At 66.3% G+C, this 15047-nt stretch carries 12 protein-coding genes and 1 tRNA gene; 4 read left to right on the top strand and 9 right to left on the bottom strand.

Annotated elements, in window-relative coordinates; all coding sequences use genetic code 11:
* Nucleotides 1-83 precede the first annotated feature (83 nt).
* Nucleotides 84-893, bottom strand: a complete 810-nt coding sequence (gene rpsB, locus QE363_RS08960; protein ID WP_309694520.1) for a 30S ribosomal protein S2 — start codon at nucleotides 891-893, stop codon at nucleotides 84-86.
* Nucleotides 894-1177: 284 nt separating this feature from the next.
* Between rpsB and QE363_RS08955 the strand changes: the two genes are divergently transcribed.
* Complete coding sequence (locus tag QE363_RS08955; protein WP_309694519.1) at nucleotides 1178-1498, top strand: hypothetical protein; 321 nt, start codon at nucleotides 1178-1180, stop codon at nucleotides 1496-1498.
* On the opposite strand, the gene pssA is transcribed toward QE363_RS08955, so the two are convergent.
* Together pssA and QE363_RS08945 are read right to left on the bottom strand one after the other, a co-directional pair.
* Nucleotides 1437-2246, bottom strand: a complete 810-nt coding sequence (pssA, locus tag QE363_RS08950; RefSeq protein WP_309694517.1) for a CDP-diacylglycerol--serine O-phosphatidyltransferase — start codon at nucleotides 2244-2246, stop codon at nucleotides 1437-1439. The two genes, QE363_RS08955 and pssA, sit on opposite strands and share 62 nt — an antisense overlap.
* An 8-nt stretch (nucleotides 2247-2254) precedes the next feature.
* Nucleotides 2255-2977, bottom strand: coding sequence for a phosphatidylserine decarboxylase (locus QE363_RS08945; RefSeq protein WP_307097985.1), 723 nt, complete (start codon nucleotides 2975-2977; stop codon nucleotides 2255-2257).
* A 142-nt stretch (nucleotides 2978-3119) separates the two neighbouring features.
* Here QE363_RS08945 and QE363_RS08940 point away from each other — a divergent pair, with 142 nt between their 5' ends.
* Nucleotides 3120-4340 carry an NADP-dependent isocitrate dehydrogenase gene (locus tag QE363_RS08940; protein ID WP_309694514.1) on the top strand — a complete coding sequence of 407 codons (1221 nt, stop codon included), beginning with the start codon at nucleotides 3120-3122 and terminating at the stop codon, nucleotides 4338-4340.
* Between the two features lie 386 nt (nucleotides 4341-4726).
* Here the strand turns inward: QE363_RS08940 and QE363_RS08935 are convergent, their stop codons facing one another.
* Nucleotides 4727-5176 carry a c-type cytochrome gene (locus QE363_RS08935; RefSeq protein WP_309694513.1) on the bottom strand — a complete coding sequence of 150 codons (450 nt, stop codon included), beginning with the start codon at nucleotides 5174-5176 and terminating at the stop codon, nucleotides 4727-4729.
* 112 nt (nucleotides 5177-5288) lie between these two features.
* On the opposite strand from QE363_RS08935, the gene QE363_RS08930 reads away from it, so the two are divergent.
* On the top strand, nucleotides 5289-7067 hold the full coding sequence (locus tag QE363_RS08930; RefSeq protein WP_309694511.1) for a cation:proton antiporter: 1779 nt from the start codon (nucleotides 5289-5291) through the stop codon (nucleotides 7065-7067).
* 146 nt (nucleotides 7068-7213) lie between these two features.
* Here the strand turns inward: QE363_RS08930 and QE363_RS08925 are convergent, their stop codons facing one another.
* From QE363_RS08925 to QE363_RS08905, 5 genes are all read right to left on the bottom strand, one after another.
* Nucleotides 7214-9886: a valine--tRNA ligase gene (locus QE363_RS08925; protein ID WP_309694509.1), complete on the bottom strand. Its 2673-nt coding sequence runs from the start codon at nucleotides 9884-9886 to the stop codon at nucleotides 7214-7216.
* 42 nt (nucleotides 9887-9928) lie between these two features.
* Nucleotides 9929-11554: a histidine kinase famiy protein gene (locus QE363_RS08920; RefSeq protein ID WP_309694507.1), complete on the bottom strand. Its 1626-nt coding sequence runs from the start codon at nucleotides 11552-11554 to the stop codon at nucleotides 9929-9931.
* A 77-nt stretch (nucleotides 11555-11631) separates the two neighbouring features.
* A complete protein-coding gene (locus tag QE363_RS08915) occupies nucleotides 11632-12213 on the bottom strand; it encodes a DUF2497 domain-containing protein (RefSeq protein ID WP_309694505.1) in 582 nt (193 codons plus the stop codon).
* A 52-nt stretch (nucleotides 12214-12265) separates the two neighbouring features.
* Entirely contained in the window at nucleotides 12266-13783 is a 1518-nt protein-coding gene (locus QE363_RS08910; protein WP_309694503.1) for a TolC family outer membrane protein, read from the bottom strand.
* A gap of 6 nt (nucleotides 13784-13789) precedes the next feature.
* Nucleotides 13790-14458: a protein-L-isoaspartate O-methyltransferase gene (locus tag QE363_RS08905; RefSeq protein WP_309694501.1), complete on the bottom strand. Its 669-nt coding sequence runs from the start codon at nucleotides 14456-14458 to the stop codon at nucleotides 13790-13792.
* Between the two features lie 209 nt (nucleotides 14459-14667).
* Between QE363_RS08905 and QE363_RS08900 the strand changes: the two genes are divergently transcribed.
* Nucleotides 14668-14741, top strand: a tRNA-Cys gene (locus QE363_RS08900).
* Nucleotides 14742-15047 lie beyond the last annotated feature (306 nt).

The following is a 15047-nucleotide window of genomic DNA, read 5'->3' as shown; positions in this document are numbered from 1 at the left end:
TGTCAAGCCGATGTCATCGACCGACGGGTTGCCCCATCCGGTCGATGATCGCCCCGCCCGCACCGCGGGGCTTTCTCACGCGATTACGCGTCGATCTGGCGCTCGGCCTCGACCGCCTGCTCGGCGACGTCCGTCGGGGCGACGGTCAGCGCTTCCTCGACGGGCGGCTCGGCCATCGCGCCGAAGTCCGCACCGCCACGGCGCTGCTGCTCGTGACCGCCACGGGTCGCGGCGATGGCAACGGCTTCGCAGTACAGGCGGATGGCGCGGCTGGCGTCGTCATTCGCGGGAACCGGGAAGGCGATGCCGTCGGGCGAGACGTTCGAATCGAGGATCGCGACGACGGGGATGCCCAGCGTGTTGGCTTCCTTGATCGCCAGCTCTTCCTTGTTGGCGTCGATCACGAACATCACGTCCGGGATGCCGCCCATGTCGCGGATGCCGCCCAGCGACAGCTCGAGCTTGTCGCGCTCGCGGGTCAGGTTCAGCACTTCCTTCTTGGTCAGGCCGTGCGTGTCGCCCGACAGCTGTTCCTCGAGGGTCTTGAGGCGCTTGATCGAGTTCGAGATCGTCTTCCAGTTGGTGAGCATACCGCCCAGCCAGCGATGGTTGACGAAGTGCTGGCCCGCGCGGCGAGCGGCCTCGGCGACCGGCTCCTGCGCCTGGCGCTTGGTGCCGACGAACAGGACCTTGCCACCGCCAGCGACGGTCGAGCTGATGAACTCCAGAGCGCGCGCGAAGAGCGGCACGGTCTGCGACAGGTCGAGGATGTGGACGCCGTTGCGGTCGCCAAAGATGTAGGGCTTCATCTTCGGGTTCCAGCGATGGGTCTGGTGGCCGAAGTGCGCGCCGGTCTCGACCAGCTGCTGCATGGTGACGACGGGTGCCGCCATAGTGATATTCCTTCCGGTTGGTCCTCTGGGAAGCGGATGACGCGGCGGGCCTAGCCCATGCGCACCGAAATATGATGCTTCCCATGCGGTGTTGAGGTGCGCGCCCTTAGACGATGGTCGACCGCTTGGCAAGCCACCCTTTGCGTTCACTTTTGTTCCGTCGTCGATTGACTCTGGAACATCGATGGAACATAAGATGACCACAACAGGGAAACGGGACGGATCGCCTCATCACGGATTCGCAACATCGGGGTTTTGGCACGACTCGCCCTGATGTTGCCGCGATGACGACGGAACCGGACGAAAAAATCAATGGTTACGGTTCGGTTAATGGCCGCACCGTATGGGAACGGCAGGAGGCAGGCATCATGATGATCGTGGTGAGTGTTCTGGTTTTCATGGGCGCGCTGGTCGCCTCGCTCGGCACCATCGTCATGATGGTCGCGCCCCAATGGCGGCGTATTCTCCATCTGGCGACCGGACATGCGGAGCCTGCCTTCACGCCGCTCGCCACGCTGGTGGTGGCCGAGCGGCGGATCGCGGTCAGGCGCTGGGCGGCGAACTCGCCTGCCCCTTCGCTGGTGCGCCGCCGCGCGGCCGCTTGATGCGGGCATAGGCGATCATGGTGAAGGGGATGCTTGCCAGATAGGCAAGGCAGATCGCCGTCAGGGCATGCCAGGGCGCGGAGATCAGCGCCACGCCGACCAGGACGATGATCGCCAGCGCCTCGAACCGGATATGGCGCCGCAACCGGAACGAAGTCCATGACAGGGTGGCGATGCTGGACACCATCAGCAGCGCGACAAAGGCTACCCATGGCGCGACGAGCAATGGCGAGGCGAAGATCGGCTCGCCGGTCCAGAACCAGAGATAGAGAGGCAGCATCGCCAACCCCGCTCCGGCGGGTGCAGGGACCCCGGTGAAGAAACCCGCCGTCTTGCGCGGCTGGTCGATCACATCGAGCTGGGAATTGAATCGCGCCAGGCGAAGCGCACAGAAGACCGCTTGGAGCAGCGCGCAGATCCAGCCGATGCGAGGCAGGTTTTGCAGCGACCAGAGATAGAGGATGAGCGCAGGCGCGACGCCGAACGAAATCGCGTCCGAGAGCGAGTCCAGCTCGGCACCGAACCGGCTCTCGCCGCGCAGCAGCCGCGCGATCCGCCCGTCCAGGCCATCGAGCGCCGCCGCCACCATGATCATCGTGACCGCCGCTTCCCACGACCCCGCAATGGCGAACTTCACGCCGGTCAGGCCGGAGCAGAGCGCCAGCGCGGTGACGGCATTGGGCGCGATGGCCCGGAGCGGCAGACCGCGCGGCGGGCCTCGACGGGCGAAGCGGGGGGAGATGGCCATCGGATCGGTTATTGCGCGATGCCGCTCATCGGCTTGCCGCCGACACGCCCCAGCACCGTCTCGCCCGCGACCGACCGCTGGCCCAGGCAGACCTGCGGCGTGACGTCGTCGGGCAGATATACGTCGACCCGGCTGCCGAACCGGATCAGGCCGACCCGCTGTCCGGCGGCGACCATGTCCCCGGGCTTCACGAAGCCGACGATGCGACGCGCGACAAGGCCCGCGATCTGGGTGAAGCCGATCTTGCGGCCGTCCCGCCCCTCGACCACGAAATGCTGGCGCTCATTCTCGTCCGACGCCTTGTCGAGGTCGGCGTTGAGGAACTTGCCCGAAATATAGACGACCTGGCGGATGACGCCCGCGATCGGCGTGCGGTTGATGTGCACGTCGAACACCGACATGAAGATCGACACGCGGACCAGCGGCGCCTCGCCCAGCTCGCCGACCAGCTCGCGCGGGATCGCGACGCGCTGGATCATGGTGACGAGGCCATCGGCGGGCGCGACGATCAGGTCGTCGCCCTGCGGCGTGGTGCGGACGGGATCGCGGAAGAACGCGGCGATCCAGATGCACAGGCCGACGAACGGCCAGAACAGCACCTTGGTGATCAGCGTGGCGAGCAGGGTCAGGCCCGCCCCGATCAGCACATATTTGCGCCCTTCGGGATGGACGGCGGGAAAACGCCACTTGACCGTGGTGGTGGCGATGGGAGGCTTTTCAAGCGAAGGCATCGGGCCTGTCTACCTGTCCACCGGCCATCGCACAATCTTTTCGGTTCGCCCCGGCCCTTTCGCGGATCGCGCAGGGTGGTTGATCCGCCGCGCCCCCTCCCCTAGACGCGTTGCCAAACCTGCCAAATCTAAGGATGCGCATATGGCAAAGATCAAGGTGAACACGCCCGTCGTGGAGATCGACGGCGACGAAATGACCCGGATCATCTGGGAGTGGATTCGCGAACGCCTGATCAAGCCGTATCTCGACATCGAACTGGCCTATTACGACCTGTCGGTGCAGAATCGCGACGCCACCAGCGACCAGGTGACGATCGACAGCGCCCATGCGACGCAGAAGTACGGCGTCGCGATCAAGTGCGCGACCATCACCCCCGACGAGCAGCGCGTCGAGGAATTCGGCCTGAAGAAGATGTGGAAGTCGCCCAACGGCACGATCCGCAACATCCTGGGCGGCGTCGTCTTCCGCGAGCCGATCGTCATCAAGAACGTTCCCCGCCTGATCCCCGGCTGGACCCACCCGATCGTCGTCGGCCGTCACGCCTTCGGCGACCAGTATAAGGCGACCGACTTCAAGGTGCCCGGCAAGGGCAAGCTGACCATGAAGTGGGAAGGCGAGAATGGCGAGACGATCGAGGAGGAGGTGTTCAACTTCCCCAGCTCGGGCGTCGCGATGGGCATGTACAATCTGGACGAATCGATCCGCGACTTCGCGCGCGCCTCGATGAACTATGGCCTGGGTCGCGGCTGGCCGGTCTATCTGTCGACCAAGAACACCATCCTGAAGGCCTATGACGGCCGCTTCAAGGACATCTTCCAGGAGGTGTACGAGACCGAGTTCGCTGACCAGTTCAAGACGGCGGGCATCGAATATCAGCACCGCCTGATCGACGACATGGTCGCCTCGGCGCTGAAGTGGCACGGCGAGTTCGTCTGGGCCTGCAAGAACTATGACGGCGACGTACAGTCGGACCAGGTGGCGCAGGGCTTCGGCTCGCTGGGCCTGATGACCTCGGTGCTGATGACCCCGGACGGCAAGACGATCGAGGCGGAAGCGGCGCACGGCACCGTGACCCGTCACTATCGCCAGCATCAGCAGGGCAAGGCGACCTCGACCAACCCGATCGCGTCGATCTTCGCCTGGACCGGCGGCCTGAAGTATCGCGGCAAGTTCGACAACACCCCCGACGTCGTCCGCTTCGCCGAGACGCTGGAAAAGGTCTGCATCAAGACCGTCGAGAACGGCCAGATGACCAAGGACCTCGCCATCCTGATCGGCCCGGACCAGCCCTGGATGACCACCGAGCAGTTCTTCGAGGCGATCCGCGTCAACCTCGAAACCGAAATGGGCAGCTGGCAGTAATCCTGCCGCCTGTTGCGAAGAAGGGGCTCGGAGGCATTGTCTCCGGGCCCTTTCTCGTTCCGCCCCAGCCGCGTGAGGTCGAAGACCGAAGAAATAATCCTGTTTCGCGCAGAGGCGCGGAGGACGCAGAGAGGAAGTCCTTCTACGAACCTTCTACTACCCGGACGCAGGCCGGAGTGGAGGGCGAGAGCAAAACCTTCTCTGCGCCCTCCGCGCCTCTGCGCGAACAACGTCACAGGATCTTCGCCCCGAATTCTATTCCGCGTGGCCAGCCAGAGGCTCAGGCTGAACAATGGGGATATAACCGAATACCCCCTTGACCGAACCTCCGTTCACGCCGAGCGAAGTCGAGGCGAACGCCCGGCCCTCGCCGCTCAGGCAGTCCGTTACTCCCGCCCTTCCCGCTCCAGATAGGCAATCACATCCGCCCGCGCGAGCGGATCGGGCAGGCCCGCAAAGGTCATTCTGGTCCCCGGCGCGAAGCGTTGCGGCGAGGTGAGCCAGCGGTCCATCGTCGCCCGGTCCCAGCGCCCGCCGATCCGCATCAGCGCCGCGGTATAGCCGAAGCGTTCGCTGCCGCCCGCCACCGGCTTGCCCATGATACCGTGGAGATTGGGCCCGCCGCGATCGAGTTCGCCCTTGCCGATCGTGTGGCAGGCCAGGCACTGGCCGAACGTCTTCGCCCCCGCATCGGCATTGGCCACCCGCATCAACGCATCGAGCGACGGATTCGGACCCGCCGCTTTCAGCCGAGCCTCGCGGTCGCCATCCCCACATCCCGTCAGGGCAAGCATCGACAAAAGAGGCAGGAAAGCGAAACGAAAGGCCTTGGTCATCGCCGCCCCCTAGCCTCGGGCGACGCCCGTCGTCAGTGGACCGATCGTCCCATCACCGTTTCGCCCTATTAACGACCTGACAAGCGCGACCAACCCGGGTTAGGTTGCCGTCATGGCATTACGGCTCGACAATCAGGGTTTCTCCGACGCGCTCGTCATCCTCGGGTCGGCGGGGATCGTCATCCCGGCCTTCGCCCGTTTCCGGGTCAGCCCGGTCATCGGCTTCATCCTGGTCGGCCTGCTGGTCGGCCCCGCCGGGTTGGGATCGCTCGTCCCCCAAGCGCCATGGCTCTATTATCTGACCATCTCCAACCCCGAATCGATCGAGCCCTTTGCCGAGTTCGGCATCATATTATTGCTGTTTTCCATAGGCTTGGAGCTGTCTTTTCGCAGGCTTTGGGCGATGCGACGGCTGGTCTTCGGAACCGGCGTGGCCGAGTTGCTGGGATCGGCGGTGCTGATCGGCACGGCGTTGAACCTGCTGGGACAGGGCTGGGCCGGGGCGATCGGGCTGGGGCTGGCGCTGACGCTGTCCTCGACCGCCTTGGTGTTGCCGCTGGTCGGCACGACCAGCCCGGTCGGTCGCGGGGCGTTCGCGATGCTGTTGTTCGAGGATCTGGCGCTCGTGCCGATCATCTTCGCACTGGGCGCCATGGCACCGACCGCAAGCGACGAGGGATGGGTCGGGATTGCGGGCGTGGCGCTGCGCGGCGGGCTGACCGTGGTGGCGATGTATCTGGGCGGCAAGTTTGTCCTGCCGCGCCTGTTCGCCCAGGCCGCGCGGACCAAGAGCCCCGAGCTGTTCCTGGCCGCCTCGCTGCTCGTCGTCATCGTCGCGAGCGTCGCGACGACCGCCGCCGGCCTGTCGCCGATCGTCGGCGCGCTGCTCGCCGGGCTGCTGATCGCCGAGACCGAATATCATTCGGAGGTCGAGGTGATGACCGCCCCCTTCAAGGGGCTGGCGCTGGGCGTGTTCCTGATCACCGTCGGCATGAGCCTGGACCTGCGGTTGATCGCGCGGAACTGGGATACGCTGCTGCTCGCGGTGATCGGGGTCGTCGCGGTGAAGGCGATCGTCACCTATCTGCTGCTCCGCGTCGCCCATGCGCGGCGCGGGGTCGCAGCGGAGACCGGGCTGCTGATGGGCAGCCCGTCCGAAACCACGCTGATCGTGCTGGGCACCGCGGCACAGGCGCAGTTGATCCTGCCCTCGACCGCCGCCTTCTGGCAGACCGTGACCGCGATCGGCCTGACCATCACGCCGCTGCTCGCCAAGGCGGGTCGCGTCATCTCCCGCCGGATCGAGGCGCGCAGCACCGATGGCCCCGCCCCGCCCGAACTGGAGCATGACGGCGGCCGGACCGTCATCATCGGCTTTGGCCGCGTCGGCAAGATGATCGCCGACATGCTGACCGTGCATGGCCAATCCTATGTCGCGGTCGAGGCCGATATCGATTCGGTCAGCGACGCCCGGCGTGCAGGCTATCCGGTGCTGTTCGGCGATGTCGCGCGGGCGGAGCTGGTCGACCGGCTCAACCTGCCCGCCGCCCGCGCGCTGATCCTGACGATGGACGACCCCGTGCTGACGGTGCGGCTGGCACGGCGCATCCGCGAGGCGGCGCCCGACCTGCCGATCATCGCCCGTGCGCGCGACATGGCGCATGCCACCGAACTCTACCGCGCGGGCGTCAGCGAGGCGGTACCCGAAACGCTGGAAAGCTCGCTGCAATTATCGGAGGCGGTGCTGGTCGATCTGGGCGTCGCGATGGGGCCGGTGATCGCATCGATCCATGAGAAGCGCGACGAACTGCGCCAGGTCATCCGGCGCGAGGCACAGCTGCAACGCGAACCGCGCATTCGGCGGCTGCGGCGATTGGGGGAACAGGGGTAGGAGCCGATCCTCCCCAAGCCACGCCTGGGGAGGGAGACCGTCGCATCAGCGATGGCGGAAGGGCGGGACGGAGGCGTCATGCCCCTCCACCACGCCCTGCGGGCGCGGTCCCCCTCCCCATGCTGCGCATAGGGAGGATCTTTCGGTCAGCCCAGGCGGCCTAGCGCGGCGTGCAACCGGGCGGCCTCGGCCATCTTGTCGGCATGGTCGGCGCGGGCCTTTTCGACCGCTTCGGGCTTGGCGCGTTCAACGAAGCTGGCATTGCTCAGCCGCCCGCCCAGCGCGTCGCGCTCCTTCTCGACCGCCGCGATCGCCTTGGTCAGCCGCTGGCGTTCGGCGTCGAGATCGATCACGCCTTCCAGCGGCAGGACGAAGGTCGCTTCGTCCACCACCACCTGCGCCGCACCACCCGACACCTCGCCATCGGCCGCGTCGACGCGCGCGAGGCGCGCCAGTGCCGAGGCCTGGCGGACCAGCCGCGCCGTCGTCGCTTCATTCGCATCGCGGACATGCATCGGCAGACGCGCGCCCGGCGGCACGTTCAGCTCGGTCCGCGCCGCGCGGATCTCGCTGACCAAACGGATCAGCCAGTCGATCTCGCGCTCCGCCTCGGGGTCGAGCGCGCGGGCGTCCGCCATCGGCCAGTGCGCGACGATCAGGTCGTGATCGCGCGCGCCCATGGCGTGCCACAATTCCTCGGTGATGAAGGGCATGAACGGATGGAGCAGGACCAGAATCTGGTCGAGCACCCAGCCCGCCACCGCGCGGGTTTCCTCGCCGCCCGCTTCGCCGCCCTGAAGCACCGGCTTGATGAGTTCGAGATACCAGTCGCAGAAACGGCTCCAGACGAACTGGTAGATCGCGTTCGCCGCCCCGTCGAAGCGGTAATCGGCCAGTGCAAGGTCGACCGCCTGCACGGTCTTCACCGTCTCGGCGATGATCCACTTGTTCACCGCCAGCGTGGCGTTCGGCGCCTCCAGCGTGGCCGACGCGCCGATGCCGTTGGCCTGGGCAAAACGCGCCGCATTCCACAGCTTGGTCGCGAAGTTGCGATAGCCCTCGACGCGGCGCTCATCCATCTTGATGTCGCGGCCCTGGCTCTCCATCGCCGCCATGAAGAAGCGCAGCGCGTCGGCGCCGTACTGGTCGATCAGGCCCAGCGGATCGACCGTATTGCCCTTCGACTTCGACATTTTCGAGCCGTCGGTGGCGCGGACAAGACCGTGAAGATACAAGGTCTTGAAGGGCACATCTTCCATGAAGTGCAGGCCCTGCATCATCATCCGCGCATCCCAGAAGAACAGGATGTCGAAGCCGGAGATCAGGACGTCGTTCGGGTAACGCCCCGCCAGCGCCTTGTCGCCATTATCGGGCCAGCCGAGCGTCGCGAACGGCCAGAGCGCGGAGGAGAACCAGGTGTCGAGCACGTCCGGGTCGCGGGTCAAGGTGACGCCCTCCCCCGCTTCCGCCTGCGCCTCTTCCTCGCTCTCGGCGACGAACACGCGGCCATCCTCGGCGAACCAGGCCGGGATCTGGTGGCCCCACCAGAGCTGGCGGCTGACGCACCAGGGCTGGATATTCTCCATCCAGTTGAAGAAGGTCTTCTCCCATGCCTGGGGCACGATCTTGATATCGCCACCGCGCACCGCCTGGATCGCGGGCTGGGCCAGCGTCTTGGCATCGACATACCATTGGTCGGTCAGCCACGGCTCGATCACCACGCCGGAGCGGTCGCCGAACGGGGTCTGGATCGTGCGCGGCTCGGCGTCATGCTCCTCGCCGTCCTTGTCGATGTGCGGGATCAGGACGCCCTCGTCCTTCAACCGCGCGACCACGGCCTTGCGCGCCTCGGCGGTCGACAGGCCCAGGAACGCGTCGGGGATCAGGCCATCCGACGTCTGGACGATGCGAGCCTTGGCATCGAGCATGTTGAGCATGTCGCGCGCTTCGATACCGGCGCGGCGGCCGACCTCGAAATCGTTGAAGTCGTGGCCGGGCGTGATCTTGACCGCGCCCGATCCCAGTTCGGGGTCGGCATGTTCGTCGGCGACGATCGGGATCAGGCGGCCGGTGATCGGCAGGCGGACCTGCTTGCCGATCAGCGCGGTGTAGCGCGCATCGTCCGGATGCACCGCGACCGCCATATCGGCGAGCATCGTCTCCGGCCGGGTCGTCGCGACCTCGATAAAGCCCGATCCGTCGGCGAGCGGATAGCGCAGGCGCCAGAAGCTGCCCTTCACTTCGCGCGTCTCGACCTCCAGGTCGCTGATCGCGGTGCCGAGCCCGGCATCCCAGTTGACCAGACGCTTGTCGCGGTAGAGCAGGCCCTGACGGTACAGATCGACAAAGACCTTCAGCACCGCCTTGCTGAAGCCCTCGTCCATCGTGAAGCGCTCATTGGCCCAGTCCATCGAGCAGCCCAGGCGGCGCAGCTGGCCGGTGATCTGGCCGCCGCTCTCCGCCTTCCACGTCCAGACCTTTTCGAGGAACTGGTCGCGGGTGAAGTCGGTGCGCTTCTGCCCCTTCGCGTTCATCTGACGCTCGACCACCATCTGGGTCGCGATGCCCGCATGGTCGGTGCCGACCACCCACAGCGCGTCCTTGCCCTTCAACCGGGCATGGCGGACGAGAATATCCTGCAGCGTGTTGTCGAGCGCATGGCCGATATGCAGGTTGCCGGTGACGTTGGGCGGCGGGTTGACGATCGTCCAGGGCTCGGCATTCGGGCGGTCGGGGCGGAACAGGCCCTTTTCCTCCCAATGGCCATACCAGCGGGCTTCGATTGCGGCGGGGTCGAACGTCTTGGGCAGCTCAGTCATGACGCTGCCTTAATCAGCCTGAGGCTGGGACGCCAGATGCTATCAGGTCCGCGCGCCCGGCCGGTCGAGCACGGCGCGAATCCGCTCGTTGAGTTCGGCGCGGCGATAGGGCTTGCGGATCAGTTCGTAGGAGCGCGCGCCCTCATCGATCGCCTCGTCGGCGAAACCCGTGGTCAAGAGCACCGACAGGCGCGGATAATCGCGCCGCACCGCCTGCGCCAACGCCACCCCGTTCATCCCGCCGGGCATGAGGATATCGGTGAACAGCAGCGAAAAGTCGCTATCCTCGGCCAGATGGTCGAGCGCCTCGCGCGCGCTGCGGGTCAGGACCACGTCATAACCCAGATCCTCGAGCATCGACTTGCCCAGATCGCCGACATCCTCCTGATCCTCGACCATCAGGATGCGCTCGACCCCGCCGCTGCGCGCGGGCTGGGTCGGCGAGGGCCGCCGCTCGGTCACGCCCGCCGCGCGCGGGAAATAGAGCGACAGCACTGCGCCGCCCTCCTCGCCCGCCTCCACCGAGGCGAGCCCACCCGACTGGCGCATGAAGCCATAGACCATCGCCAGGCCCAACCCGGCCCCCTTCCCCATCTCCTTGGTGGTGAAGAAGGGATCGAAGACCTTGTCGGCGATGGCCGGATCGATGCCGGGGCCATTGTCGCCGATGCGGACCATGACATATTCGCCGGGTTCCAGATTGGCCGGCCCCTCGGGCTGATCGGCGGACTGGATCATGTTGCGGGTGGACAGCATGATCTCGCCATGACCCTGGTTGCGCGCGATCGCCTCGCGCGCATTGGTCACGATATTGATCAGCGCCATTTCCGCCTGGACCGGATCGATCCGGCAATTCCAGAGATTTTCCTCCAGCTTCTGGCGAACCGCCAGCCCCTCACCCGCCGTGCGGTTGATGATCGGCCGGAAATCCTCGATCAGTTGGTTGAAGTTGAGCAGCCGGTCGCGCAGCTCCTGCTTGCGGGCAAAGGCGAGCAGCTGCTGGGTCAGCGTCGCGCCGCGTGCCGCCGCCGCCGCGATCGCCTCCACCGCGCGTCGCCCGCTGCGGTCGCCCTGATCGACGCGGGCTTCCAGAATATCGGCATAGCCCAGAATGACTTGCAGCAAATTGTTGAAGTCGTGCGCGATGCCGCCGGTCAGCTTGCCGACCGCCTCCATCTTCTGCGCCTCGTGCAAGGCATCCTCGGCCTCGCGGCGGCGCGAGATGTCGAGCTGGCTGCTGAAGAAATAGACCAGCTCGCCCGCATCGTCATAGACCGGCGAGACGAACAGCGCGTTCCAGAAGGTCGAGCCGTTCTTACGATAATTGAGCAGTTCGACCGCGATCTCTTCGCGACGTGCGATCGCGGCGCGGACCTGCGCCACCACGTCGCGGTCGGTTTCCGGCCCCTGCAGGAAACGACAATTGGTGCCGAGGATCTCATCCTCGGAATAGCCGGTCATGAAGCTGAAGGCTTCGTTGCAGAAGACGATCGGGTTGTCGGGCTGGCGCGGATCGGTGACGATCATCGGCATGCGCGTCGTCTTGACCGCCGCGAAGAAAATATCCGACTGGCCCGAATGCGGCTGCCGCGCGTCCGAGATCGGGGGTGAGGACACGAGCGAGCGCGGCGATTTTTCCATCTCGGGCGTCTCGTCTCTCGGGGCCATGCGCATCGAACCCGGTCAGGTCACGCCGGTTCCGCCCGCGCAACGGCACGGGCGGAAATCGACGGGAATTGCGTGGCTCAGCGCCCTTCGCGGGTGATCCGGGCAATCTCGCGCGCGACCATCGCCTCGACCATCTCGGGCAGGTTCGCGTCGAGCCAGTCGCGCAGCATCGGGCGCAGCATGTCGCGGACCAGCCCCTCCAGGGTACCGTCGCTGCTCGGTTCGGGCTTGACCATCATACGGCTGAGCGCCTCCAGGGAACCACGACTGGCCTCCGCCGCGCGAGGGCTGACGATCGCTTCCTCGCCGTCATCCGCCTCGATCCCGTTCTGCGCCGCCACGGGGGCTGCGGGTGCGGGAGCGGGGGCCGGGGCGACCGGCTCGGGCTTGGCCGCCGCCGGTTCGGGCGCGGGACGGGGGGCGAGTTCTGCGCGCAACGTCGATTCGGCGGCGCGCGCGGCGGCGGCCTCGACCTTCATGCGCAGCGGCATCGGGTCGCTGAGTTCGAGGACCTCGGGCGAGTCCTCCTCGACGGCCGGTGACGGCACGGGGCGCGCAGGGCGACGCTGGCGCGTCGGGGCCTCCCCTTCTTCGGCGATGATGCGTTTGATCGAGGAGAGGATCTCCTCCATCGACGGTTCGGCGCTGATATCACCCATGACCGCAAACCCCATTTCAGCCCCCCAAGGCCCCCAAAGGCCGCAGCCGACCTTATTGCCGGCTTGGTGCCGATGCACCTGTGGTTAATGCGGGGCTTCTGTCAACAGGGGCGTTGACGTCGGGGTCGAGCGGACGGGTGATGACCGCCGTCTGCGCGGGCGTTCCGGCGGTGGTCGAGGCCACCGGCGCGGGCTCGCCATCGCCGCCCCAGTCGTTGATCTTGTTGCGCACCCGCTTGTAGTTGGCGACCGGGTCGTAGAGCGCCCCGCCGTCCAGCCCCAGGTCGCGCGCCTCGGCATTGCCCATCGCGGCGATCAGCGCGAAACCGGCGACATAGGCATCGCGGCGCGCGGTGACGAGCGTCACCTGGCTGTTCAGCAATTCCTGCTCGGCGTTCAGGATGTCGAGCACGGTGCGGGTGCCGACGCTATTCTCGGCGCGCACGCCCTCCAGCGACAGCGAGTTTGCGCGCACCGCCGATTCGGCCGACAGGATCACCTCCTGCGAGGATTGCCACACGGCATAGGCGGAACGGACCTGCGCGACGACTTGCCGCTCGGTCGCGGTCGCATTCTCCAGCGCCTGTCCGCGCAGCGCCTCAGCCTGGCGGACCTGCGCCGCCGGGCGGCCGCCCTGGAACAAAGGCATCGACAGTTGCAGGCCGACCGTCGCGTTGACGCCCGAGGAGGGCACGGTGGCGACGTTCAGCGAGCCCAGATAGTTGAAGTAGTTGCCGCTCGACACCGCCGACACGCGGGGCAGCCGGTTGGCGCGCGCGACGTCGATGTCATAGCGGGTGGCGTCCGCGCTGCGACGCGCCGCGATCAGTTGCGGATTCTGGTCGAGCGCGATGCCGACTGCCGCATTGGGCGAGGCGGGCAGGCTGGGCAGCGCGGGCGGCTGTTCCAGCCCCACCGGCTCGACCCCGACGATGTTGATGTAATTCTCGCGGCTGGAGATCAGATTGGCCTGCGCCGATTGCAGCTGCGCGCGGGCCTGCGCCAGACGTGCCTCGGACTGGGCAACGTCGGTGCGGGTCAGGTCGCCGACCTGGAACCGGTCGCGCGAGGCGCGCAGGTTCGTCTCCAGCACATTGACGTTCCGGGTGTTGAGGTTGACGATCGCCTCGTCCCGGATGACGTTCATATAGGCGCCCACCACATTGGTGAACAGATTGGCCTCGACCCCGCGCAGCTGCGCCCGGCCCGCATCCACCCGCGTCTCGGCCGCGCGCACCGCATTCTTGACCGCCCCGCCCTGATAGAGCGGCACCGACAGCTGCACCGCGCCGGTCGCCGTCCGTTCGGGGTTCAGGAAGTTGTTGTTGGCGACCACGACATTGTCGGTGATCTGCCCGGTCGACTGGAGCGAGGGCAGCCCGCTGGCCCGTGCGATCGGGACATTCTCGTCCGTCGCACGCTGCGCCGCGCGCTGGCCGGTGATCGTCGGATTGCTTTGATACGCCCGTAGCATCGCCTCGCGCAACGTCTCCGCCGAAGCGGTGCTGCCGAGCAGCGCCGCCCCGATCAGGACACCAGAGGTCAGGCCAAGGTTAAGATACGGGCGCATAGACACTCAAAATTGGAAGGCGCGGGGACGGGCAAAGCCCGGCAGGATGGTGCATTCGGCATCGGCGAAGGGACGCACGCCGTGGCCGCCCTCGGTCCGGCGGCCGCTGGCCAGACGGGTGACGCCGTTTTCGACCAGCCCCGTGACGATGCGGCCATCGACCTTGACCTGCTCGACCAGGGCGGCGGGCAGTTCCTCGACCGCGCCATCGACGATCAGCACGTCATAAGGCGCACCGGCGGCATGACCGGCCTTGAGCGGGCCCTCGGCCAGCGTGACCTTGCCCTGCCCGGCCAGCGCGGTGCGCGCGGCGGCGACCAGATCACCCTGTTCCTCGACCGCGACCACCTCGGCCACGATCTCGGCCAGCAGCGTGGCGGTATAGCCGGTCGCCGCGCCGATCAGCAGCACGCGGTCGCCCGCCTCCAGATAGGCCTCGGTCAGCAGGCGGCCGGTCGCCATCGGCAGGTTGATCGCGCGCCCCTGGCCCAGATCGAGCGTCCCGTCGCGGTAAGCCACAGGACGAAGCGCCTCGGGCACGAAGGTTTCGCGCGGCACGCGGGCCATTGCGGCGACGACACGCTGGTCGCTGACCGCCGTGGTGCGCAGCTGGCTCACCACCATCGCGTGGCGCATCGCGTCGAAATTCGAGGAATCATTGCTGATCGTCATCATGGCCCATCCCTGTCGCACAACCGTTTTAGCCGTGCAATACACTAAATCAATCCTGCCGCTTCTATCGCGCGGGCCCGCCCTCGCCAAGCGGAGTACGCGATCAAGCGGGGTCATGACCTAGCGGGTTTTGCCAAGAATGCGACATTTGGATGAATGAGCGGTTGACGCCGCCCCAAAAGCTGCGCAAAGGGCGCGCCTCACCGCATCGAGGCGCGATGGCGGAGTGGTGACGCAGAGGACTGCAAATCCTTGCACCCGGGTTCGATTCCCGGTCGCGCCTCCAGTTTCCTGTTGGAATGTCGTTTAGAGTGGCTCAAGTTTCCGTTTGAGCCATTAGCGGCATTCCGATCGGTGTAGATTTTCACGCCGAACTGCTCATTTTTTTCGAAATGAGCAGTTCGTGGCATCGACAAAACAGGTCATCCGCCAACACCCAGGTGAACCGGCAAATCAAGAAAATTGCTAATCTCCATCGGTCGATCATGGTCGCGGAGAATTATGTAATTTTTTGGCGCTTTGGATCACGGTCAACGAGCACACTGGGCGTAGGGCACGCGCCCACCTATTCCCGTAAATGACGCGATTGCTG

It is taken from the genome of Sphingomonas sp. SORGH_AS_0870 (assembly GCF_031453175.1).
Taxonomy (GTDB): Bacteria; Pseudomonadota; Alphaproteobacteria; order Sphingomonadales; family Sphingomonadaceae; genus Sphingomonas.
The sequence above is the reverse complement of the archived record's forward strand: the minus strand, read 5'-3'. Positions and strand labels throughout refer to the sequence as shown.

Coding starts and splice junctions, on each gene's coding strand:
- rpsB (WP_309694520.1), bottom strand. CDS start 893: ATGGCGGCACCCGTCGTCACCATGCAGCAGCTGGTCGAGACCGGCGCG.
- QE363_RS08955 (WP_309694519.1), top strand. CDS start 1,178: ATGACGACGGAACCGGACGAAAAAATCAATGGTTACGGTTCGGTTAAT.
- pssA (WP_309694517.1), bottom strand. CDS start 2,246: ATGGCCATCTCCCCCCGCTTCGCCCGTCGAGGCCCGCCGCGCGGTCTG.
- QE363_RS08945 (WP_307097985.1), bottom strand. CDS start 2,977: ATGCCTTCGCTTGAAAAGCCTCCCATCGCCACCACCACGGTCAAGTGG.
- QE363_RS08940 (WP_309694514.1), top strand. CDS start 3,120: ATGGCAAAGATCAAGGTGAACACGCCCGTCGTGGAGATCGACGGCGAC.
- QE363_RS08935 (WP_309694513.1), bottom strand. CDS start 5,176: ATGACCAAGGCCTTTCGTTTCGCTTTCCTGCCTCTTTTGTCGATGCTT.
- QE363_RS08930 (WP_309694511.1), top strand. CDS start 5,289: ATGGCATTACGGCTCGACAATCAGGGTTTCTCCGACGCGCTCGTCATC.
- QE363_RS08925 (WP_309694509.1), bottom strand. CDS start 9,886: ATGACTGAGCTGCCCAAGACGTTCGACCCCGCCGCAATCGAAGCCCGC.
- QE363_RS08920 (WP_309694507.1), bottom strand. CDS start 11,554: ATGGCCCCGAGAGACGAGACGCCCGAGATGGAAAAATCGCCGCGCTCG.
- QE363_RS08915 (WP_309694505.1), bottom strand. CDS start 12,213: ATGGGTGATATCAGCGCCGAACCGTCGATGGAGGAGATCCTCTCCTCG.
- QE363_RS08910 (WP_309694503.1), bottom strand. CDS start 13,783: ATGCGCCCGTATCTTAACCTTGGCCTGACCTCTGGTGTCCTGATCGGG.
- QE363_RS08905 (WP_309694501.1), bottom strand. CDS start 14,458: ATGATGACGATCAGCAATGATTCCTCGAATTTCGACGCGATGCGCCAC.